Origin of the sequence: Pseudomonas sp. QL9 (assembly GCF_041409665.1) — a bacterium.
In the GTDB taxonomy this organism is placed as follows: domain Bacteria; phylum Pseudomonadota; class Gammaproteobacteria; order Pseudomonadales; family Pseudomonadaceae; genus Pseudomonas; species Pseudomonas knackmussii.
On sequence record NZ_CP166971.1, the window covers coordinates 5,692,775 to 5,712,415 of the forward strand.

The 19,641-nt window shown below is 65.3% G+C and carries 20 protein-coding genes; 6 read left to right on the top strand and 14 right to left on the bottom strand.

The features are described from left to right. Positions 1-30: 30 nt before the first annotated feature. The 9 genes from ACA097_RS26450 to ACA097_RS26490 all read right to left on the bottom strand — a co-directional run bounded on the left by ACA097_RS26450 (position 31) and on the right by ACA097_RS26490 (position 10,871). Entirely contained in the window at positions 31-1,242 is a 1,212-nt protein-coding gene (locus tag ACA097_RS26450; protein WP_371367138.1) for a P1 family peptidase, read from the bottom strand. 30 nt (positions 1,243-1,272) lie between these two features. Next, positions 1,273-2,604, bottom strand: coding sequence for an aspartate aminotransferase family protein (locus tag ACA097_RS26455; RefSeq protein WP_371367140.1), 1,332 nt, complete (start codon positions 2,602-2,604; stop codon positions 1,273-1,275). Next, positions 2,601-3,488 carry an ABC transporter ATP-binding protein gene (locus ACA097_RS26460; RefSeq protein ID WP_371367142.1) on the bottom strand — a complete coding sequence of 296 codons (888 nt, stop codon included), beginning with the start codon at positions 3,486-3,488 and terminating at the stop codon, positions 2,601-2,603. The genes ACA097_RS26455 and ACA097_RS26460 overlap by 4 nt, the downstream gene beginning before the upstream one ends. Positions 3,489-3,509: 21 nt before the next feature. Next, on the bottom strand, positions 3,510-4,223 hold the full coding sequence (locus tag ACA097_RS26465) for an ABC transporter permease subunit (protein ID WP_160287257.1): 714 nt from the start codon (positions 4,221-4,223) through the stop codon (positions 3,510-3,512). Continuing rightward, positions 4,220-4,927 (bottom strand): ABC transporter permease, encoded by a 708-nt coding sequence (locus ACA097_RS26470; protein WP_160287256.1) that lies wholly within the window; start codon positions 4,925-4,927, stop codon positions 4,220-4,222. The genes ACA097_RS26465 and ACA097_RS26470 overlap by 4 nt, the downstream gene beginning before the upstream one ends. 3 nt (positions 4,928-4,930) lie before the next feature. Further along, positions 4,931-6,994 carry an FAD-dependent oxidoreductase gene (locus ACA097_RS26475; protein WP_371367145.1) on the bottom strand — a complete coding sequence of 688 codons (2,064 nt, stop codon included), beginning with the start codon at positions 6,992-6,994 and terminating at the stop codon, positions 4,931-4,933. A gap of 89 nt (positions 6,995-7,083) precedes the next feature. Further along, complete coding sequence (locus ACA097_RS26480; RefSeq protein ID WP_371367147.1) at positions 7,084-7,866, bottom strand: ABC transporter substrate-binding protein; 783 nt, start codon at positions 7,864-7,866, stop codon at positions 7,084-7,086. 35 nt (positions 7,867-7,901) lie between these two features. Further along, positions 7,902-9,224: an acetyl ornithine aminotransferase family protein gene (locus ACA097_RS26485; RefSeq protein ID WP_371367149.1), complete on the bottom strand. Its 1,323-nt coding sequence runs from the start codon at positions 9,222-9,224 to the stop codon at positions 7,902-7,904. Between the two features lie 75 nt (positions 9,225-9,299). Continuing rightward, positions 9,300-10,871 (bottom strand): aldehyde dehydrogenase family protein, encoded by a 1,572-nt coding sequence (locus ACA097_RS26490; RefSeq protein WP_371367151.1) that lies wholly within the window; start codon positions 10,869-10,871, stop codon positions 9,300-9,302. Between the two features lie 410 nt (positions 10,872-11,281). Here ACA097_RS26490 and ACA097_RS26495 point away from each other — a divergent pair, with 410 nt between their 5' ends. Continuing rightward, positions 11,282-11,527: a DUF2790 domain-containing protein gene (locus ACA097_RS26495; protein ID WP_371367153.1), complete on the top strand. Its 246-nt coding sequence runs from the start codon at positions 11,282-11,284 to the stop codon at positions 11,525-11,527. Between the two features lie 52 nt (positions 11,528-11,579). Here ACA097_RS26495 and ACA097_RS26500 read toward each other — a convergent pair whose 3' ends face one another. Further along, complete coding sequence (locus ACA097_RS26500) at positions 11,580-12,503, bottom strand: LysR family transcriptional regulator (protein ID WP_371367155.1); 924 nt, start codon at positions 12,501-12,503, stop codon at positions 11,580-11,582. Positions 12,504-12,624: 121 nt separating this feature from the next. On the opposite strand from ACA097_RS26500, the gene ACA097_RS26505 reads away from it, so the two are divergent. The 3 genes from ACA097_RS26505 to ACA097_RS26515 all read left to right on the top strand — a co-directional run bounded on the left by ACA097_RS26505 (position 12,625) and on the right by ACA097_RS26515 (position 15,261). Beyond that, positions 12,625-13,323, top strand: a complete 699-nt coding sequence (locus ACA097_RS26505) for a CoA transferase subunit A (protein WP_160287250.1) — start codon at positions 12,625-12,627, stop codon at positions 13,321-13,323. 26 nt (positions 13,324-13,349) lie between these two features. Then, entirely contained in the window at positions 13,350-14,006 is a 657-nt protein-coding gene (locus ACA097_RS26510; RefSeq protein ID WP_371367158.1) for a CoA transferase subunit B, read from the top strand. A gap of 73 nt (positions 14,007-14,079) precedes the next feature. Further along, complete coding sequence (locus tag ACA097_RS26515) at positions 14,080-15,261, top strand: acetyl-CoA C-acetyltransferase (RefSeq protein WP_371367160.1); 1,182 nt, start codon at positions 14,080-14,082, stop codon at positions 15,259-15,261. 131 nt (positions 15,262-15,392) lie between these two features. Here ACA097_RS26515 and ACA097_RS26520 read toward each other — a convergent pair whose 3' ends face one another. The 3 genes from ACA097_RS26520 to ACA097_RS26530 form a co-directional block, all read right to left on the bottom strand. Beyond that, a complete protein-coding gene (locus ACA097_RS26520; RefSeq protein ID WP_371367163.1) occupies positions 15,393-15,944 on the bottom strand; it encodes a hypothetical protein in 552 nt (183 codons plus the stop codon). 323 nt (positions 15,945-16,267) lie between these two features. After that, positions 16,268-16,747: a DUF2778 domain-containing protein gene (locus tag ACA097_RS26525; protein WP_371367166.1), complete on the bottom strand. Its 480-nt coding sequence runs from the start codon at positions 16,745-16,747 to the stop codon at positions 16,268-16,270. Then, positions 16,744-17,226, bottom strand: a complete 483-nt coding sequence (locus ACA097_RS26530; RefSeq protein ID WP_371367168.1) for an Hcp family type VI secretion system effector — start codon at positions 17,224-17,226, stop codon at positions 16,744-16,746. Before ACA097_RS26530 ends, ACA097_RS26525 begins: the two co-directional genes overlap by 4 nt. Positions 17,227-17,747: 521 nt before the next feature. On the opposite strand from ACA097_RS26530, the gene ACA097_RS26535 reads away from it, so the two are divergent. Both ACA097_RS26535 and ACA097_RS26540 read left to right on the top strand, forming a co-directional pair. After that, positions 17,748-18,536: an SDR family NAD(P)-dependent oxidoreductase gene (locus ACA097_RS26535; RefSeq protein ID WP_371367170.1), complete on the top strand. Its 789-nt coding sequence runs from the start codon at positions 17,748-17,750 to the stop codon at positions 18,534-18,536. A gap of 168 nt (positions 18,537-18,704) precedes the next feature. Further along, complete coding sequence (locus ACA097_RS26540; protein WP_371367172.1) at positions 18,705-19,145, top strand: carboxymuconolactone decarboxylase family protein; 441 nt, start codon at positions 18,705-18,707, stop codon at positions 19,143-19,145. A gap of 38 nt (positions 19,146-19,183) precedes the next feature. Here the strand turns inward: ACA097_RS26540 and ACA097_RS26545 are convergent, their stop codons facing one another. Continuing rightward, positions 19,184-19,612, bottom strand: a complete 429-nt coding sequence (locus ACA097_RS26545) for an organic hydroperoxide resistance protein (protein ID WP_043252602.1) — start codon at positions 19,610-19,612, stop codon at positions 19,184-19,186. Between the last annotated feature and the right edge of the window lie 29 nt (positions 19,613-19,641).

Consider the following 19,641-nt stretch of genomic DNA (forward strand, 5'->3'; position numbering starts at 1 on the left):
CCTGCATGCATGGCGTGCAGGGGCCCTCGTTCATTTGGCAAGGCGGTTGTACTTGCCGAGTATGCTGCGCAGCGCATCGTGGGGCAGGGCATAGACCTGGTAGCCGTCGGCGCCGGTCATGTCGCGCGCGGCGACCAGGGCGTTGCCGATGGCTTCCTCGGTGGCCTCGACCGTGGCCTGGAACAGCGGGTCGATCATGCCGTTGGGGTACTGCACCGAGCTGACCGGCTTCTCTTCCTCGACATCGTTGACCGCGCCGGTGGTGGAGAAGGACACGATGATGTCGCCCGACTCGTTGCCGGCGAACGAACCCAGGCGCGCCAGGCCCATGGAGGCGCGCCGGGCGACGCGGTTGAGCTGGGTCGGGGTAAGCGGGGCGTCGGTGCCGACCACGATGATGATCGAGCCCTGGTCCTTGCTCGGCTTGCCGCCGTCGCCGTCGCTGCGGCATTGCGGGGTCTTGTCCTTGCCGGCGAGTTCCGGGCGGTAGCAGCCCAGCCATTTTTCCGCGAGCTCCTGTCCTACCGGGTTGCCGGCGATGCGCAGGGTCTTGCGCAGGCCGGTGTTGCATTGCACCAGCACGCCGACGGTGTAGTCCTTGCCGTCGACCTTGATCACCCGCGACGAGGTGCCGATGCCGCCCTTGAAGCCGAAGCACACCATACCGGTGCCGCCGCCGACGTTGCCTTCCTGCACCGCGCCGGGACGCGCCGCGTCGATGGCCTGGATGGCGTGCTCCTGGGTCACGTGCAGCCCCTCGATGTCGTTGAGGTAGCCGTCCCAGGTTTCCGCCACCACTGGCCAGATCGCGCTGCCGAACTTCTTCGCCGACCACTGGGTGATACCGGCGTAGACCGGGCCGATGGCGTTGGTGTTGGAGATGCCGATGGGGCCGTACGCCTCGCCGAAGTCCTGCAGGTACGACTGGCCGGTCATCTCGCCGTTGCCGTTGAGGTTGAAGAAGCCGGCGTTCACCGGCTTCACCGATTCGCGGCCGCGCGGCAGGACCATGGTCACGCCGGTGCGCACCGGCCCCTTGCCTACCTGCAGGTCCCCGTCACCACTGACCAGGGTGACCTGGCCGACCTCGACGCCGGGGATGTCGGTGATCGCGTTGAGCTTGCCGGGCGTGCCCTCGAAGGGCACGCCCAGGTCGCGGGCCCGCGGTGCGTCGGCCGCGGCGGCCAGGCTGAAGAGCAGACCGCCGGCCAGGGCGATCAGGGTGAGTGGATGGCGTTTCATCGATTGCCTCTTTGCGGGTGGTGGGAAAGGTCAATCCAGGGCCGCGATGCTCGCGTCGACGGCATCGCCGAGTATCTCGACGGCGCTCTTGAGCTGTGCCTCGCTGCTGATGTAGGGCGGCGCGAGCAGCACGTGGTCGCCGTTGACGCCGTCGGCGGTGCCGCCGGAGGGATAGCAGAGCAGGCCGCGGGTCAGTGCCTCGTGCTTGATCCGCGCATGCAGGCGCGCCTCGGCGGGGAAGGGCCGGGCATTGCGGCGGTCCTGCACCAGCTCGATTGCCTGGAACAGGCCGCGCCCGCGGATATCGCCGACATGCTTGTGCTGGGCGAAGCGCTCTTCCAGGCAGCCGCGCAGGTACTCGCCGCGCTGGCGCACCTGGGCGCAGAGGTTGTGCTCGACGATCTCCCGCTGCACCGCGAGCGCGGCGGCGCAGGCCAGCGGATGGCCGATGTAGGTGTGCCCGTGGTGGAAGCTGCCGCTGCCGCCGGTGATGGTCTGCACCACGCGGTCGCTGGCCATGACCGCGCCGATTGGCTGGTAGCCGCCGCCCAGGCCCTTGGCCAGGGTCAGCAGGTCCGGCACCACGCCCTCGCGTTCGAAGGCGTGGTAATGCCCAGTACGGCCGATGCCACACATCACCTCGTCGAGGATCAGCAGCACCCCGTAGCGGTCGCAAACCTCGCGGACCCGCGCCAAGTAGCCCGGCAGCGGCTCCAGGGCGCCGGCCGTCGCGCCGACCACGGTTTCCGCGACGAAGGCGGCGACCGTCTTGGGCCCCAGGCGCAGCAGGGTGACTTCCAGCTCGGCGACCAGGCGCTCGACATAGGCGTCGTCGCTTTCCCCGGCCAGGCGCTGGCGATACGGGTAGCACGCCGAGACCTGGGTGCTCGGCACCAGCAGCGGCTCGTAGAGCGTCCGGCGTGCCAGGTTGCCGCCGATGGCCAGGGCGCCCAGCGTGTTGCCGTGGTAGCTCTGCCGCCGGGAGACGAAGTGCGTGCGCTGGCTTTCGCCGTTCTCGACATGGAACTGGCGGGCCATCTTCAACGCGGTTTCGACGGCCTCGGAGCCGCCGGAGAGGAAATACACGTTGCCCAGCGACGGCGGGCTCAAGCGCGCCATCAGGTTGGCCAGGTGCTCGGCCGGCTCGCTGGTGAAGAAGCTGGTGTGGGCGTAGTCCAGCTTGTCCAGCTGGTCCTTCAACGCGGCGACGACCGCCGGATGGCCGTGTCCCAGGCATGACACCGCCGCGCCGCCGGAGCCGTCGAAGTAGCGCTTGCCATTGGCGTCGATCAGGTAGCAGCCCTCGCCGCGAGCGGCGACCGGCAGGACCTGGGCAGGATTGCGATGGAAGATGTGGCTCATGCGTATTGTCCTTGTCCGCGACCGGGGCGGCGCGCTGCGCTTTCTTCTACTTGTTCCATTTCACTGTCGATTGATACATGTGTTTCATTCGCCGGCGTGGCAAAGCCGCCACCCCGCTGGGCGGAGCTGCCGAGGAAAGCCTTCAGCCGCTCGCTGCGCGGCGCCTGGAACAGTTCCTGCGGCGGACCCTGCTCCTCGATCCGCCCCTGGTGGAGGAAGATCACCTGGCTGGACACCTCGCGGGCGAAGCCCATCTCGTGGGTCACCATGATCATGGTGCGGCCTTCGGCGGCCAGGCCCTTGATCACCCCCAGCACCTCGCCGACCAGTTCCGGGTCCAGCGCCGAAGTCGGCTCGTCGAGCAGGATCAGCGCCGGCTCCACCGCCAGCGCGCGGGCGATGGCGACGCGCTGCTGCTGGCCGCCGGAGAGCTGGGCCGGATAACTGTTGGCGAAGCGCTCCGGGTCCATGTGCACCTTGCGCAGGTACTGCACGGCCTTGTCGCGGGCCTGGGCGCGGCTCAGGCCCTGGACGCGGATGGGGGCGGCCATCACGTTCTCCAGCACGGTCAGGTGCGCCCAGAGGTTGAAGCTCTGGAACACCATCGACAGCTGCGTACGCAGGTGCTGCAGCTGGCGCGTACTGGCGGCGTGCAGGCTGCCGTCGCGCTGGCGCTTGAGCGCCAGGGGCATGCCGTCCCAGATGATCTCGCCGGCGTTCGGCCGCTCCAGGAGGTTGAGGCAGCGCAGGAAGGTGCTCTTGCCCGAACCGCTGGAGCCGATCAGGGTGATCACGTCGCCGGGACTGGCTTTCAGCGATACGCCCTTGAGCACCTCGTGTCCGCCGTAGCTTTTGTGGATGTCTTTGACCTGCAGGGTCGCCATGTCGGGGTCTCCGTAGGTGGGTCAGGCAGCGCGCGGGCGCAGGTAGGCGAGCCAGCGGCGCTCCGCGAAGCGGAAGAGGATGAAAACCAGGCTGGTGAACAGCGCATAGAGAATCAGCGCGGCGATGTAGGCCTCGTAGGGCGAGGCGTAACGCATGCTGATCGAACGCCCGACGCCGGCGAGGTCGAGCAGGGTGATGCTCGATGCCAGGGCGGTGGCGTGCAGGGTCAGGACCACCTCGTTGCTGTAGGCCGGGATCGCCCGGCGCATGGCACCGGGGAGCACGATGTGGACCATCTGCGTCCAGCGCGTCATGCCCATCGCTCGGGCGGCCTCGATCTCGCCGTGGAAGGTCTTGAGGATGCAGCCGGCAAGGATCTCGATGGTATAGGCGGCGGTGTTCAGCCCCAGCGCCAGCCAGGCGCAGACGTAGGCCTCGCGCAGGTACTGCCAGGCCCAGCTGCCGCGGACCCAGGCGATCTCGGCGAGGCCGAAGTAGATGATGTAGATCTGCACCAGCAAGGGCGTACCGCGCAGCACATAGGTGAACAGCCAGACCGGCGCGCGCAGCCAAGGGTTGCCGGACGCGCGCAGCACCGACAGCGGAATGGCCAGCGCCAGGCCGAACAGCAGCGAGATGAGGAACAGTTCCACGGTCAGCAGCAACCCCGTGGTGCGGGTGCCGTCGCTGAACAGGAACAGGCCCAGGTTGTCCAGAACGAGTTGCCAGTTCACAGGCTGATCTCCTTGCTGCCCGCGGCATAGCGGGTGGCGAGCAGGCGCAGCACGAGGACCGATACGGTACTCAGCAGCAGGTAGACGAGGGCGGCAACCAGCAACAGCTCCAGACCATGGCCGGTGGCCTTGCCGGCGGCGCGGGAGAGGAAGATCAGCTCGTTGAGACTGACCATGGAGGTGATGGCCGTGGCCTTGAGCATCACCAGCCAGTTGTTGCCGATGCCGGGCAGGGCGAAGCGCATCATCTGCGGGAAGACGATGTGGAAGAACGTCTGCAGGCGACCGAAGCCGAAGGCCTGGGCCGACTCGGCCTGGCCCTTGTCGACGGCCAGGAAGGCGCCGCGGAAGGTCTCCGCCAAGTAGGCCGAGTAGATCACCCCGAGGATGATCACGCTGGCGACGAAGGCATCGATGTCCACCGGCTGCAGGCCGAAGCGGCTGGTCAGCAGGTTCAGCGCGGTCTGCCCGCCGTAGTAGAGGAACAGCAGCCAGACGAAGTCCGGGCCGCTGCGCATCAGGGTAGTGAAGGCCGTCGCGCTCATGGCCAGCGGACGCCAGCGCGAGAGCTTGCCGGCCGCGACCAGAAGGCCCAGCGCCAGGGCCACGGCCAGGGAGCAGAAGCCGACCTGGATGGTTACCAGGGCGCCGCTGAGGATGCTGCCGGCATAGCCGTACAAGAGTTCACCAGAGGGGATCGGCATGCTTCACTCCCGTGCGATCAAGGGCAGTTCGCGGGCGTATTCGTGGGGCGCCAGTCCGCTGTCCAGGTAGCGGGCGAACTTGTGCCCCTGGTACACCGCGGCGGCGATGGTCGCCGGGGCCATGCAGTCGCCGACCAGGCTGAGGGTCTGGATGCCGGCCTCGCGAAGGGCGTCGGGCCGCTCCTGCAATTCGAGGAACAGGGCGTCCTCGGGCAGTCGGGCGGTGACGCTGACCAGGCCGCCGCAGGCGATGCGCTGGCGTCGCCCGCTGATCTCGCACACCAGCTCCAGGCTTTCGCCGTCGTAGGCGGCGACGTTGTGGTGGCGGATGATCTCCACGCCCAGCTCCATCAGGCGACGCAGGATCGCCGTCGACTCCAGGGTGTTGCTGCTCCAGCTGGCGACCTGCAGCGCCGGGGTAACCAGGGTGACCGGAAGGCCCCACTCGACGCAGCGCTCGGCGAGCACGTTGGCCATGTAGTAATGGTCGTCGTCGAAGATCACCACCGGGCCCTGCGGGCGCCGTCCGGCCATCAGGTCGTCCGGGTTGAACACCTTGCCCGCCGCGAATCCAGGCACGGCCCAGCCGTTGGCGCGGCCGACGCCGTCGTGGCGCCAGCGCGACCCGGTGGCGATGGCCACGTGGCCGGCGCCGAAGTCGCGGATGTCCGCCGCGCTCAGCGGGCTGTCGAGGTAGATGTTCACGTTGGCCATGGGCTGCAGCTGGCCGACCCGCCAGTCGCGCACCCGTGACCATTCGCGCAGGCCGGGCAGGGCCGACTCGCGCAGCACGCGGCCGCCAAGCTCGGCGCTGGCCTCGGCCAGGTGCACCTCGTAGCCGCGGCGCGCGGCGGCCAGCGCCGCTTCCAGACCGGCGGGGCCGGCGCCGACCACCAGCAGGGTATGGTCGGAACCGCGCGCTGGGATTTTCTCCGGGTGCCAGCCGCGCCGCCATTCCTCGCCCATGGTCGGGTTCTGCGTGCAGCGCAGGTTGCTGCTGGAGTAGTCGCTGGAGACGCAGATGTTGCAGCCGATGCACTCGCGGATGGCGTCGATGTCGCCCCGTTCGATCTTGCTCGGCAGGAAGGGATCGGCGATCGAGGGGCGTGCCGCGCCGATGAAGTCCATCACGCCGCGGCGGATCTGGCTGACCATGGTGTCCGGCGACGTGAAACGGCCGACGCCGACCACCGGCTTGCTGGTCAGCCATTTGACGAAGGCGGTGTGCTCCTCCTGGTAGCCTTCCTTCTTGAAGCGCGAGGTCACGCTGTCATTGCTCCAGGCGCTGACGTTCACATCCCACAGGTCGGGCAACTCGGCGAGCATGGCGATGATGTCGCGGCCTTCCTCGGCGCTGACGATGCCATCCGGCCCGAGCAATTCCTCCACGCCCAGGCGCACGGCCACCGCGCAGCGGTCGCCGACGGCGTCCTTGGTGTCCTCGATCAGCTCGCGCAGCAGGCGCACGCGGTTTTCCAGGCTGCCGCCGTATTCGTCGCAGCGGTCGTTCTTGCGCCGCTGCAGGAAGTGCATCGGCAGGCCGAGGTCGTGCGAGGCGTAGACGTAGACCAGGTCGAAGTCGGCGCGCTTGGCGCGCAGCGCGGCCTGGCGATGCCACTGGCGCAGTTCGCGGATGTCGCTCTTGCTCATGGCCCGCGCCTGCACCGGCGAGTAGTAGGTGATCGGCCGGTGCGAAGGGCCGATGGGCACCTCGCGGCTGTCGTAGTTCGCGCACGAGGGGCCGTGGTGCATGATCTCGATGCCGGCCAGCGCGCCGTATTCGTGCACTGCCTCGGCCATCAGGGCCAGGGCGGGAATGTCCAGGTCGCTCCACAGGCGGCCTTCGTGATAGGGCGAGCAGTCGCTGCTCGGATGGATCTCCACCTCTTCGGTGCAGATGACGCCCCAGCCGCCTTCGGCCTTGACCCGGCGCAGTTCGGCGAGGCCGCGGGGCTGGGTCCAGCCCATGCCGTTGCAGTGCGGGACCTGGAAGAAACGGTTCTTCGCGGTGACCGGGCCGATGCGCAGTGGCTGGAACAGGATGTCGTAACGAGGATCTCGGGACACGCAAAACCCCCTCGGCCGGGCGGGTGGGCCGATCTGGAAATGAGCGGATGAGAGGAGGGCGGCGGCGGGTGTGCTCCGCCGCCGGGCCGTCAGAGGATGGGCGCGTCGAAGTACTGCTTGCGCAGCTTGTCGTAGGTGCCGTTGCGGATGATCTCCGCCAGGGCCTGGTCCAGCGCCTGGCGCAGCTCGGCGTCTTCCTTGCGGATGCCGATGCCTTGGCCTGCGCCGAAGTAGGCCGGGTCGCTCACCTGCTGGCCGACCAGGGCGAAGCCCTGGCCCTGGGGCTTCTTGATGAAGCCTTCGAGGCCGGGGATGGTGTCCTGCAGCGTGGCGTCGAGACGGCCGTTGCCCAGGTCCATGTAGGCCTCTTCCAGCGACGGGTAGCTGACGACCTCGGCACCGGCCTTGGCCAACACGTCCTTGGCGTAGCGTTCGTGAGTCGTTTCGCGCTGCACGCCCAGGCGCACGCCCTTCAGCGATTCCGGTTTCGCCGCGTCGTAGGGTGCCCCCGCCTTGGCGATGATCTGCACGTTGGAGCTGTAGTACTTGTCGGTGAAGGCGATCTTCTGCTCGCGCTCCGGGGTGATGGTCATGGAGGCGACTATGGCGTCGAACTTGCCGGCCAGCAGTGCGGGAATCATGCCGTCCCAGTCCTGTATTACCCAGTTGCACCGGGCCTTCAGCTGCGCGCAGAGCGCATTGCCGATGTCGACGTCGAAACCCCGTGGTTTGCCGTCCGGGCCCATCTCGTTGAAGGGCGAGTAGGCACCTTCGGTAGCCATGCGGATCTCTTTCCAATCCTTGGCCTGGGCGCTGCCGTGCAGCAATGCCAGGCCCAGTGCGACAGCCATGAATCCGTGCAATCTTTTCATCGTTGCTTTCCTCGGTAGGGCTGGAGAGGGCGCGGTCAGGCGCCCAGGGTGTCTTCGATGGCCGCCTCGAGCAGCGCCAGCGCTTCGTCGCAAGTGGCGCGATCGATCATCAGCGGCGGCATCAGGCGCAGGGTGCTCTGGCCGCAAGTCAGCAGCAGCAGGCCGCGGCGCCAGGCGCTGTACAGCAGGTGGTCGGCGAACTCCCGTGCGGGCGCGCGGCTCTGCGCGTCGGCTACCAGTTCGACACCGATCATCAGGCCCTTGCCGCGCACGTCGCCGATCAGCTGCGGGAAGCGCTGCTGCATTTCGCGCAGGCGCTGCATGAGGTATTCGCCCATCGCGGCGGCGTTCTGCATGTAGCCGTTCTCGATCAGCGCCAGGGTCGCCGAGGCGGCCGCGCAGCAGATCGGATTGCCGCCGTAGGTGTTGCCGTGGGCACCGCGCTTCCATTGCTGCATCAGGGTCCGCTTCGCGGTCACCAGGCCGATCGGCAGGCCGGAGCCCAGGCCCTTGGCCATGGTCACGATGTCCGGGCGCAGGCCCCAGTGCTCGCAGGCGAACATGCGCCCGGTGCGGCCGGCGCCGGACTGCACCTCGTCGGCGATCAGCAGGATGCCGTGGCGGTCGCAGAGGGCGCGCAGGCCGGCCAGGAAACCTTCCGGCGGCACCAGGTAGCCGCCTTCGCCCTGGATCGGCTCGAGCAGGATCGCGGCGACCTCATGGGCCGGCACGTTGCTCTGGAACAGCACGTTCTCCAGGTAGTTGAGGACGGCCTGGCCCTGGTCCTCGCCAGCCAGCAGCGGGCGATAGGGGTTCGGATAGGGGATGTGGGTGACGCCGGGCATGCCCGGGAAGAACCCGGCTTGCTGGGTGTATTTGCTCGCGGTGAACGACAGCGAACCCATGGTGCGGCCATGGAAGCCACCGAGGAAGCCGACGAAACGCTGCCGACCGGTGACGTAGCGGGCCAGCTTGAGCGCACCTTCCACAGCCTCGGTGCCGGAATTGCAGAAGAAGGTCATGGCCGGCTCGCCGAAGGGCGCCAGGCGGTCGATGGTTTCCGCCAGGCGGATCTGCTCCTCGTGCCAGTAGTCCGAGGAAATGTGCAGGAAGCGGTCGGCCGCATTCTTCACCGCCTCGACCACCTGCGGGTGGCTATGGCCGGTGGAGCAGACCGCGATCCCGGCAGCGAAATCGAGGAAGCGGTTGCCGTCGACGTCCCAGACTTCGGCGCCGCGACCGTGGCTCATGACGAAGGGGTAGTCGCGCGGATAGGACGGCGAGACCACGGCGCTGTCGCGCTCGATCATGGCTAGGGCCTTGGGGCCGGGCAGGGCGGTGACGATGTGTTCGGACATGGAACTCTCCTGGAAAGACGGGGTGGCTGACCGGAAATCGCGGCGCGGGCGGGGTGCGCCGCGCGCCGGGGCGGATCAGTCGACGCGGGTTTGCGACTGCTCGCGCAGGTACTGCGGCAGGTAGTAGAAGGACGCGATGGCCTTGCCGGTGTTGCCCGAGCCTTTCCAGCCGCCGAAGGGCTGGTAGCCGGGCCAGGCGCCGGTGGTCGCGCCCTGCGGGCGGTTGGCGTAGGTCACGCCGGCCTCGATGTGCGCGAAGAACCAGTCGGTCTCCGCGGCGTCGCCATAGAAGCCGGCTGTCAGCCCGTAGGCGCTGGCATTGGCCTCGCGCATCGCCTGTTCGAGGCTGTCGACGCGGGCGAGCATGACGATCGGCAGGAACATCTCCTCGGTCCACAGCGGATGGTCCAGCGGCGCTTCCGCGAGCGTCGGCGCGCAGTACAGGCCATCGGCGTAACCGGCCCCTTTCAGTTGCTCGCCACCGGCCAGCAGTCGCGCGCCATGTTGCTGCAGGCGGGCGCTGTAGGCCGCATAGTCGTCGTAGGCGGCACGGGTAGAAACCGGGCCCATCCAGTGTTCGCGGGCGGCCGGGTCGCCGATGCGGATGGCGGCGATCTGCGCCTTGAGGCGCTCGATCAACGCGTCGGCAACGGGAGCCTCGACGTAGATGCGCGACAGCGCGGAGCACTTCTGCCCCTGCATGCCGAAGGCCGAACGGACGATGCCCAGCGCGGCGCGATCGAGGTCGGCATGGCGGCTGACCAGCACGGCGTTCTTGCCGCCCATCTCGGCGATGCAGGGACGCGGGTAGGGCCGGGCGAGCTGGGCGCGGGCGATGGCCATGCCGACATCGTAGGAGCCGGTGAAGGTGATGCCGGCGGTGTGCGGATGGTCCACCAGCGCTTGCCCCGCGCCGCGACCGCTGCCGGAGAGGTAATTGAACACGCCGTCCGGGATGCCGGCGTCGCGCAGGCATTCGGCGAGCAGGCGACCGGCCCAGGGCGTTTCGCTGGCGCCCTTGAGCACCACGGTATTGCCGGTGACCAGCGCGGCGCTGACCGGGCCGCCGGCAAGGGCGAAGGGGAAGTTGTAGGGGGCGATCACCACCCAAGCGCCGTAGGGCTTGAGCACGCTGCGGTTACGGCTGGTAAAGTCCTCGAGCGGATCGTTGGGCAGCACGTGGTCGTAGCCCTGGTTCTGCTCCATGAGGTCGCTGTAGTGGTCGAAGAACACCGCGGTCTCCTGGACTTCGCCCAGGGCTTCCATGCGGTTCTTGCCGGTTTCCAGGCTGACGGCAGCGGCGATGCGGTATACGCGTTCCTCGATCAGCCGGGCGACCCGGCGCATCAGCTCGACCCGGCGCTGCCAGGGCATCGCGCGCCAGGCCGGGAACGCCTCGTGCGCGGCGTTCATAGCGGCGTCGACCTCGTGTTCGCCCGCCGCCTGGAAGCGCCCGAGCAGCCAGCCCCGGTCTATCGGGCTGCGCTTCTCCAGGGTCTGGCCGGTGAGGACATCCTGGCCTGCGATGAACAGGCCATGGTCGCGGCCAAGCTCCTCGCGCAGATCCACCAGCGCCTGTTCGAAGCGCACGTGCAGCGCTTCCGGCGGGGCGAACATGGTCGAGTAGGTCAACTTGAAATCGCTCATTCTTATTATCCTCACGCACGGTCGTGCGGCGATCGGTGGTGATGTGGGCACATGAAACACTTGAATCATTTTGTCGTCAAGTGAATCATTTGTGCAAAGTTGTGATGCCAGCCATTGACAAGGACAGGAGCCCTGCGCCGCTGCGGAGAGCCCGTGTAAGAGGCGCGGTTGCGGCGTTCACGCCGTGCGGCGGAGGGACGAAGAGCGGGAAGATTCCGCTTGCAACAAGTGTTTCAAGCGCAGCGGCCCGGTTGGGTGATCCGACCGCGCCAGCGCTGGCAAGTGTTTTCTGTTACGGAAAACGTATCAATCCATTGTCGGATCGGCGCTGTGTCCGGAAGGGGCGTTCAACTAGATTGAATGCACGGCATGGCGAATTGCCCGCCAGCCGGATTACGGAGAATCCCACCATGAAACGCACCCTGCTTTGCCTGTTCGCCTTTCCCCTGATGGGCGCTGCCTTGGCCGCCAACGCCGACACCGCGCCGGTGGTCTACCAGTACGGCATGAAGCTCGACGTGGCCAAGGTCATCAGCATCGAGCAAGCCAACGACCGCTGCGAAGTCGCCCTGGCGAAAATGACCTACGCCGACTCCAAAGGGCAGGTCCATGTGCTCGAGTACCTGCGTCAGACCGAGATGTGCAGCGACATCTGACCCCTGCGCAACGGGTGGTGCGCTCGCACCGCCCGCGCCGCGCAGATGCCTCTTACTCCGCTTCCCCCTCCCGGCCTTCCTTCTGCAACCGTGGCCAGTCTTCGATCTGCAACAGCACATCGCTCAATGCCTGGGCCGCGCTGGATAGCTTGTGTTCGGCCAGGCTGAACAACCCTACGCGTCGCTCGACCGTCGGTTCGTAGAGATCCACGCACTTCGCGCCCAGTTCCTCCATCTGCTTCACGCACAGGCGCGGCACCACGCTGACGCCAAGCCCCTGGGCGACCATGCGGCCGATGGTCACCAACTGATGGCTTTCGAAAGCGATCGGCAGCCGGCCGTGACTGGCGGCGACGCTGTCTTCCAGCAACGCGCGCACCCCCGAAGGGCGCTGCAGCGCGATAAAGGGCTCGGTCAGCAGCTGCGACCAGCTCAGCCGGCGCAGCGTTGCCAGCGGTGAGCTGGCCGGCAGCACGGCGACGAAGCGGTCGCTGTAGAACGGCTGGAAATGCAGCCCATCCAGCGAGTCGGGCTCGAAGGCGATGCCCAGCTCGACACGGCGATTGCGCACCATCTCCAGGACCTGCTCGTTGATCACGTCGTGCACCGCGACGTTGACCTTCGGGTAGCGACTGCGGAAGGCGATGAGCGCGGATGGCAGCAGGTTGCCAGCGAAGGAGGGCATGGCGGCGATGGAAACCTTGCCCAGCTGCAGCGTGAAGTGCTGGCGCAGCAGTTCCTCGGCGTTGTCCCAGTCGGCCAGCAGGCGACGAGCGATGGGCAGCAGCGTCTCGCCCTCGGGCGTCAGCGCGACGCTGCGCGTGGTGCGCACCAGCAATTGCCCGCCGAGGGATTCCTCGAGGTTCTTGATCGCCAGGCTGAGCGCCGGTTGCGACAGGTGCAGTCGCTCGCAGGCCTGGGCGAAGCTCAGGGTTTGCGCCACGGCGAGGAAGGCGCGCAGTTGTTTGACGGTCATTGATTTGCAAAGCCAATCAATCGAGAAGAAAAACAAACTTAACAAATCAGTTGATTGCGGAGAAGCTGCGGCCATCTCCGACCGGCCGGTCGGAAACCCTAACAACAAGAGGCAGCAGCAAATGGCAGGACTCGACAAGCGGGTTGGCAGTTACGAGGAAGCCCTGGCCGGGCTCACCGACGGCATGACGGTAGTGGCGGGCGGCTTCGGCATCTGCGGCATTCCGGAAAACCTGATCGCGCAGATCCGCCGCATGGGCGTGAAGGGCCTGACCGTGGTGTCGAACAACTGCGGCATCGACGGCTTCGGCCTCGGCGTGCTGCTGGAAGACCGCCAGATCCGCAAGATGATCGCCTCCTACGTCGGCGAGAACGCCCTGTTCGAGCAGCAGCTGCTGTCCGGCGAGCTCGAAGTGGAACTCACCCCGCAAGGCACCCTGGCCGAAAAACTGCGCGCCGGCGGCGCCGGCATCCCGGCCTTCTTCACCGCCACCGGCTTCGGCACCCCGGTCGCCGAGGGCAAGGAAGTGCGCGAGTTCGACGGCCGCCAATACATCATGGAGCGCGCCATCACCGGCGACTTCGCCATCGTCAAGGGCTGGAAGGCCGACCACTACGGCAACGTGATCTACCGCCACACCGCGCAGAACTTCAACCCGGTGGTTGCCACCGCGGGCCGCATCACCGTGGTCGAGGTGGAAGAAATCGTCGAGCCGGGTGAACTGGACCCGACCCAGATCCACACCCCCGGCATCTACGTCGACCGAATCATCCAAGGAACCTTCGAAAAGCGTATCGAGAAACGCACCGTACGTTCCTGAGCCCACCGGACAAGAGAGACAAGACCATGGCACTGACCCGCGAACAGATGGCCCAGCGCGTCGCGCGCGAGCTCAAGGACGGCTACTACGTGAACCTCGGCATCGGCATCCCGACCCTGGTGGCCAACTACGTGCCCGAGGGCATGGAAGTGATGCTGCAGTCGGAGAACGGCCTGCTCGGCATGGGCGCCTTCCCGACCGAAGCCGAGGTCGACGCCGACATGATCAACGCCGGCAAGCAGACCGTCACCGCCGTGAAAGGCGCGTCGATCTTCTCCTCGGCCGAGTCCTTCGCGATGATCCGCGGCGGCCACGTCGACCTGACCGTGCTTGGCGCCTTCGAGGTGGACGTGCAGGGCAACATCGCCTCCTGGATGATTCCCGGCAAGCTGGTGAAAGGCATGGGCGGCGCGATGGACCTGGTGGCCGGCGCCGACAACATCATCGTCACCATGACCCACGCCTCCAAGGACGGCGAGTCCAAGCTGCTCGACCGCTGCACGCTGCCGCTGACCGGCGCCGGCTGCATCCGCAAGGTGCTGACCGACCTCGCTTATCTGGAAATCGAAGATGGCACCTTCATCCTGCGCGAGACCGCCCCGGGCGTGAGCATCGCCGAGATCGCCGAGAAAACCGCCGGCCGCCTGATCGTGCCGGACGATGTGAAGGAAATGACCTTCTGAAGCCTTTAGCGGGACCGGGCCAGCGCTCGTGACGCGGCCCGCGCCCGCCTTTCCGCCAAAACGGAGCCAAGACATGCAAGACGTAGTGATCGTCGCCGCCGTGCGCACCGCCATCGGCAGCTTCCAGGGCAGCCTGGCGAATATCCCCGCCCACGAACTGGGCAGCGTGGTCATCCGCGCGCTGCTCGAACGCAGCGGCGTGAAGCCCGAGCAGGTCGACGAAGTGATCCTCGGCCAGGTGCTCACCGCCGGCGCCGGGCAGAACCCCGCTCGCCAGGCCGCCATCGGCGCCGGCCTGCCGGTGGAAGTGCCGGCCATGACCATCAACAAGCTCTGCGGTTCGGGCCTGAAGTCGCTGTTCCTCGGCGTCCAGGCGATCCGTTGCGGCGATGCCGAAGTGGTCATCGCCGGCGGCCAGGAGAGCATGAGCCTCGCCCCCTACGTGCTGCCCAAGGCCCGCACCGGCCTGCGCATGGGCCACGCCGAGCTGCAGGACAGCCTGCTGCGCGACGGCCTGATCGACGCCTTCAACGACTACCACATGGGTATCACCGCGGAGAACCTGGCCGAGCGCTTCGAAGTCAGCCGCGAAGCCCAGGACGCCTTCGCCGCGCAGTCGCAGCAGAAGGCCGTCGCCGCGGTCGAAGCCGGCCGTTTCCGCGACGAGATCACCCCGGTGCTGATCCCCCAGCGCAAGGGCGAAGCCCTGGCCTTCGACACCGATGAACAACCGCGCGCAGGCACCACCGCCGAATCGCTGGCCAAGCTGAAACCGGCGTTCAAGAAGGACGGCAGCGTCACCGCCGGCAACGCCTCGACCCTGAACGACGGCGCCGCCGGCGTACTGCTGATGAGCGCCGCCAAGGCCAAGGCCCTCGGCCTGCCGGTGCTGGCCCGCATCCAGGCCTACGCCAGCGCCGGCGTGGACCCGTCGATCATGGGCATCGCCCCGGTCCCGGCAACCCGCCGCTGCCTGGAGAAGGCCGGCTGGAGCCTCGCTGAGGTCGAGCTGATCGAAGCCAACGAAGCCTTCGCCGCCCAGGCCCTGTCGGTCGGCAAGGAACTGGGCTGGGATGCCGGCAAAGTGAACGTCAACGGCGGCGCCATCGCCCTCGGCCACCCGATCGGCGCCTCCGGTGCCCGCGTGCTGGTCAGCCTGCTCCACGAAATGCTCCGCCGCGACAGCAAGAAAGGCCTCGCCACCCTCTGCATCGGCGGCGGCCAAGGCGTCGCCATGGCTCTGGCCCGCGACTGAGTTCGACCCTGCAAGACCTGCCGCCGGAATCGTCTCCACGCCGATGGCTTCGGCGGCATGAAAAAGCCCGGATACCGTGAGGTGTCCGGGCTTTTTCTTTTATTGAGCCTGCAAAAGCTCCGCGGAGACTGTCACGCCTCACTTGCTGAGGCTTTTGACTTCTGCCGCCATCCGTTCCATAAAGTGGAAGTTATGTAAATAAAAACGCAGTTAGAAGCTAACGCCAGGAGTGTCAGTTCAATTACGGCATCATGCTCGCATCCCAATTCAGCAATATGTTCGCCAGTAGAAGTGCTAACCAGCCAAACCTTCCAATCATAGGGGGTGAAGGCGATTAGCAATTCGAGCATTGCGAAGAATACAAGGTAATAAGCAAGCCACAAAATGAGAGCAGTCCATGGGTTCAGAAAACTGCGATTGACTGCTCCGCTGCTGAACTCTGCAGTGTATTTCTCGCGTTTGTAGACTGCATTAATCACAATTCCATTCAGAACCAGGCATGCTATGGTTCTTAAGGTATTGTAAATAAACCCGAAGACGGGGCTGTATTCTAGGTCGGCTTGAAATAGTCGAAGAACACCCAGGAGCCATTCTCCAGAAATAGCCATCGAGTAGAGTGTGTAAATTACCGAAAAGGTCAATATATAAATAAGCCACATAAGAATCATTTTGAATGGCGACATTTAGCGGGTCTTCACCTCGTCGCGGGCCAATAGATTAGGTTCGGCTAAGAGCTGGATCGCTTGATAGAGCAGGGTGATCTGAATTCTCCGCGATGGCGCCAAAACTCTATTGAAAAGATCAGAATTGCATTTAGTGCAAGTGAGACGAGCATGAGGATTGACATGTGGGTTTCATCCCAAGAGTTTCCAAGCAGATCCCTGATGTGACTGTCTATCAGGTTGAACAAATACTCCTCAGGCACCAACAGGAAGAGTGCGTTAAATATCAATACGTATGTGGCGGCGTACAGATGCCATATGAGAAGGAATTTTAAAGGTTTCATTCAATAAACCCGTATTGTCCCGTAGGCCCTTAGGCCGGGCGCCACCAAATACTCCGGAGTGCTTAGCAACGCCTTGCGAAGTAGATCGAAGTGGTAAGGACTTGGAAGGGTAATGCAGCCCTCGCTAATTCCCTCGCGTCCCGCTGGGTGCAATCTGAAGTTCTTTCGATTGACACTGCCTACAAGTGTTAGGTCATCTATAACTCCGTCGGCACGATAGAGCGAAAACCATGTGCTATGGTCTGACCCTGTCCACCAGGACTTTACAGCGCTATTTACCTTTGATCTGACGCCGCCCCTTGCTCTTTTTACTATGTAATAGGTCCCGCGAGGCAAAGGCCCTACATCTCGAATCATTGCCGAGCCGGGATTGTTGCGATGTGGTCCTGAGTTTCCGGAATAGGCTGGGAAAAATCCAACTCCAGGACAGCTAAGGATGGAAAGCCCTTGCCCATTGAGATGAAATGTGCAGCGAATCATCTTTCATTCCAGACATCGGCGAAGATGATATTGCCGTCGCAGTGCTTCCAGGTGATCTTGGCGTAACGCAGTGAAACCGATTCTAGATGATTATGCTTTTCCATCGATGGGTCCTTGCAATCGTGCATCATCGGGCAAATGGCGACGACCTTCACATCCTCGAGGAGCATATTGAAGTACTCCTCTTCCTGGCCTGCGTCATTGATCCTGTACCACTTGAATTCCGCCGATTTCAGCGTTTGCCCCTTGGCTACGGCCTTATAGAGATAAGGGCTGGAATAATCGAATTCCTTCTCGAAAGTCAGCGCTGCATGCTGCCTTGTTCCCGTGATTTTGCCGCTGCTGTCGTCGACCGGAAGGAACAGGCCATGCCCAAAACCGAAGATTTCAATGCTGCCTTCGCGCCCCATTACATTGACGCTGCCCTTGATATCCGCGCCGCCGTCATCTTTCAGCCAGAGGTGTGCCGGAATCGCCATATAGGTATCGTTCCCATTGAATAGACGGCGCGGACTATAGAGGCGAGGGGGATATCGATCTGCGCTTCAAGTTGTCGCAGACAGATCGACGATGAGTCAGGGACTGGCGAACGCTGGGATTTTGTGTCGAATAGCAGCTGGAAAAGATATGTTTCGTACGAAGCCAGCGGATGTTCTGAAAATTCCGTCTTTACATTCGAGTGAGCTGGCTTTCTAGCGCGCAAGTAGTGCGTCGATATGACACGACATTCCCGTAGGCGGATAAGGTTCGACGTTATCCGCCGACTGGCCTTCCTTCGGTACTTCATCTATCAGCCGGCCAGGCTCGACAGGGGAACAGGCGAGGGCAGGGCACATCGGTAGCAGTCATGCGCCAGGCCCCCGGCATTCCTTGCGGATCGGCGATTGCCGGACCGTTCCGCGGAAAGGCATGCGTACAGGCAGCGTCTGCTGGAAGGCTCCGGACGCCGGGACTAGGCTCCTGCCGGGTCCGGCCATTCCATCCATTCGAGAGCAACGCCATGAACCTCAACCTGCACGACAAACTCGCCCTGGTCAGCGGTTCCACCAAGGGCATCGGCTTCGCCATCGTCCAGGGCCTGGCCCGTGAGGGCGCCCGGGTGATCCTCAACGGCCGCAGCCAGGCATCGGTGGACGCCGCCTTGGCGAAGCTTCGCGAGCAGCAGCCGGACGCGAAGGTCGAGGGCTTCGCCGGCGACCTTTCCGATCCGGCGCAGATCGCTGCCCTGGTGCAGCGTTACCCGCAGGTGGACGTGCTGGTGAACAACCTGGGCATCTTCGATCCCAAGCCGTTCGAGGACATTCCCGACGAGGACTGGGAGCGCTTCCTGCAAGTGAACCTGCTCTCCGGCGTGCGCCTGAGCCGCGCCTATCTGCCGGGCATGAAGCAGCGCAACTGGGGCCGCGTGGTGTTCATCAGCAGCGAAAGCGGCATCCAGATTCCGGTGGAGATGATCCATTACGGCGTGACCAAGACCGCCCAGTTGGGCCTGTCCCGTGGGCTGGCGGAGAGCTGCGCCGGCACTGGCGTGACGGTCAACGCGGTGCTGCCGGGACCGACGCACTCCGAAGGGGTCGGCGAGTTCGTCGACAAGCTATCCGGCGGCCAGCCATTCGCCGAGTTCGAGGGTGAGTTCTTCCGCAGCGCGCGGCCAACATCGCTACTCAAGCGCTTCATCAGGCCGGAGGAGGTCGCCAACCTGGTCGTCTACGTCTGCTCGGAGGCCTCCTCCGCCACCAATGGCGCTGCCCTGCGGGTGGACGGCGGGGTGGTTCGCGCGGCGTTCTGATCGCGAGAGGCCGGTGCAACGCCGGCCTCTTTGTCCAAGGGCTCGTCATTGTCCGGCACATTGTTGCTCCGCCTTGGACTCCTGAAGATCCGCGGGATTGGCACCTGGTTCGGACAGGCCGCAGCTCTATGCTGGTAGCCCAAGACGTGCCACCCGAGGAGCCCGACGATGGAGCCACGCCTGGATTACTACACGGCTTCGCCAGATGCGCTGAAGGCGATCCTCGCGCTGGAGGCCTCTTCCTTCGACCTGTCCATCGAGAAGCCGTTGCTGGAGCTGGTCAAGTTGCGGGTTTCGCAGCTCAACAACTGTGCCTTCTGCGCCGACATGCACGCCCTCGAAGCGCGCCGCAACGGCGAGTCCGAGCGGCGCTTGTTTGCGGTGGCGGTGTGGCGTGATTCGCCGTTCTTCACGTCCCGCGAGCAGGCTGCGCTGGCCTGGAGCGAGTCGGTGACCTTGCTGTCGCAGTCCAATGTGCCGGACGACGTTTATGCGCAGCTGCGAGAAGAATTCGACGAACGCGAGGCGGTCGACCTGACCGTGGCCATCGCGGCGATCAACTGCTGGAACCGGCTGGCGGTCAGCTTCCGGCAAGCGCCGGCTCTCTGAAGAGCGGACGGCTGCGGCCTGCGCCGCAGCCGATGGACTCAGTCGGTGATCGTCAGGGTGACGTCGATGTTGCCGCGGGTGGCGTTGGAGTAAGGGCAGACGATGTGCGCGCGGTTCACCAACTCCTGCGCCTGGTCGCGCGGCAGGCCCGGCAGGGAGATGCGCAGCTCGACCTCGATGGCGAAACCGGTGGGCACGGCGCCAATGCCGACCACGCCCTCGATCGACGGATTCGCCGGAATCGCCAGCTTGTCGCGCGCGGCGACGAACTTCATGGCACCGAGGAAGCAGGCCGAATAACCGGCAGCGAAGAGTTGTTCCGGGTTGGTGCCACGGGCGCCGTTGCCGCCCAGTTCCCTGGGCGTGGTCAGCTCGACGTCGAGGACGCCGTCGGAGGAAATGGCGCGGCCCTCGCGACCACCGGTGGCTTCGGCATAGGCGCGGTACAGCACTTTCTCGATGGACATGGCGGAACTCCAGGCTGTGGGAGGGTCCT

Excerpts from the sequence above, each read along its gene's own strand:
- ACA097_RS26490 (WP_371367151.1), bottom strand. The coding sequence starts at position 10,871 with ATGAGCGATTTCAAGTTGACCTACTCGACCATGTTCGCCCCGCCGGAA.
- ACA097_RS26450 (WP_371367138.1), bottom strand. The coding sequence starts at position 1,242 with ATGAAACGCCATCCACTCACCCTGATCGCCCTGGCCGGCGGTCTGCTC.
- ACA097_RS26525 (WP_371367166.1), bottom strand. The coding sequence starts at position 16,747 with ATGATTCGCTGCACATTTCATCTCAATGGGCAAGGGCTTTCCATCCTT.
- ACA097_RS26515 (WP_371367160.1), top strand. The coding sequence starts at position 14,080 with ATGCAAGACGTAGTGATCGTCGCCGCCGTGCGCACCGCCATCGGCAGC.
- ACA097_RS26470 (WP_160287256.1), bottom strand. The coding sequence starts at position 4,927 with ATGCCGATCCCCTCTGGTGAACTCTTGTACGGCTATGCCGGCAGCATC.
- ACA097_RS26460 (WP_371367142.1), bottom strand. The coding sequence starts at position 3,488 with ATGGCGACCCTGCAGGTCAAAGACATCCACAAAAGCTACGGCGGACAC.
- ACA097_RS26540 (WP_371367172.1), top strand. The coding sequence starts at position 18,705 with ATGGAGCCACGCCTGGATTACTACACGGCTTCGCCAGATGCGCTGAAG.
- ACA097_RS26545 (WP_043252602.1), bottom strand. The coding sequence starts at position 19,612 with ATGTCCATCGAGAAAGTGCTGTACCGCGCCTATGCCGAAGCCACCGGT.
- ACA097_RS26510 (WP_371367158.1), top strand. The coding sequence starts at position 13,350 with ATGGCACTGACCCGCGAACAGATGGCCCAGCGCGTCGCGCGCGAGCTC.
- ACA097_RS26455 (WP_371367140.1), bottom strand. The coding sequence starts at position 2,604 with ATGAGCCACATCTTCCATCGCAATCCTGCCCAGGTCCTGCCGGTCGCC.
- ACA097_RS26505 (WP_160287250.1), top strand. The coding sequence starts at position 12,625 with ATGGCAGGACTCGACAAGCGGGTTGGCAGTTACGAGGAAGCCCTGGCC.
- ACA097_RS26495 (WP_371367153.1), top strand. The coding sequence starts at position 11,282 with ATGAAACGCACCCTGCTTTGCCTGTTCGCCTTTCCCCTGATGGGCGCT.
- ACA097_RS26485 (WP_371367149.1), bottom strand. The coding sequence starts at position 9,224 with ATGTCCGAACACATCGTCACCGCCCTGCCCGGCCCCAAGGCCCTAGCC.
- ACA097_RS26535 (WP_371367170.1), top strand. The coding sequence starts at position 17,748 with ATGAACCTCAACCTGCACGACAAACTCGCCCTGGTCAGCGGTTCCACC.
- ACA097_RS26480 (WP_371367147.1), bottom strand. The coding sequence starts at position 7,866 with ATGAAAAGATTGCACGGATTCATGGCTGTCGCACTGGGCCTGGCATTG.
- ACA097_RS26500 (WP_371367155.1), bottom strand. The coding sequence starts at position 12,503 with ATGACCGTCAAACAACTGCGCGCCTTCCTCGCCGTGGCGCAAACCCTG.
- ACA097_RS26520 (WP_371367163.1), bottom strand. The coding sequence starts at position 15,944 with ATGTCGCCATTCAAAATGATTCTTATGTGGCTTATTTATATATTGACC.
- ACA097_RS26530 (WP_371367168.1), bottom strand. The coding sequence starts at position 17,226 with ATGGCGATTCCGGCACACCTCTGGCTGAAAGATGACGGCGGCGCGGAT.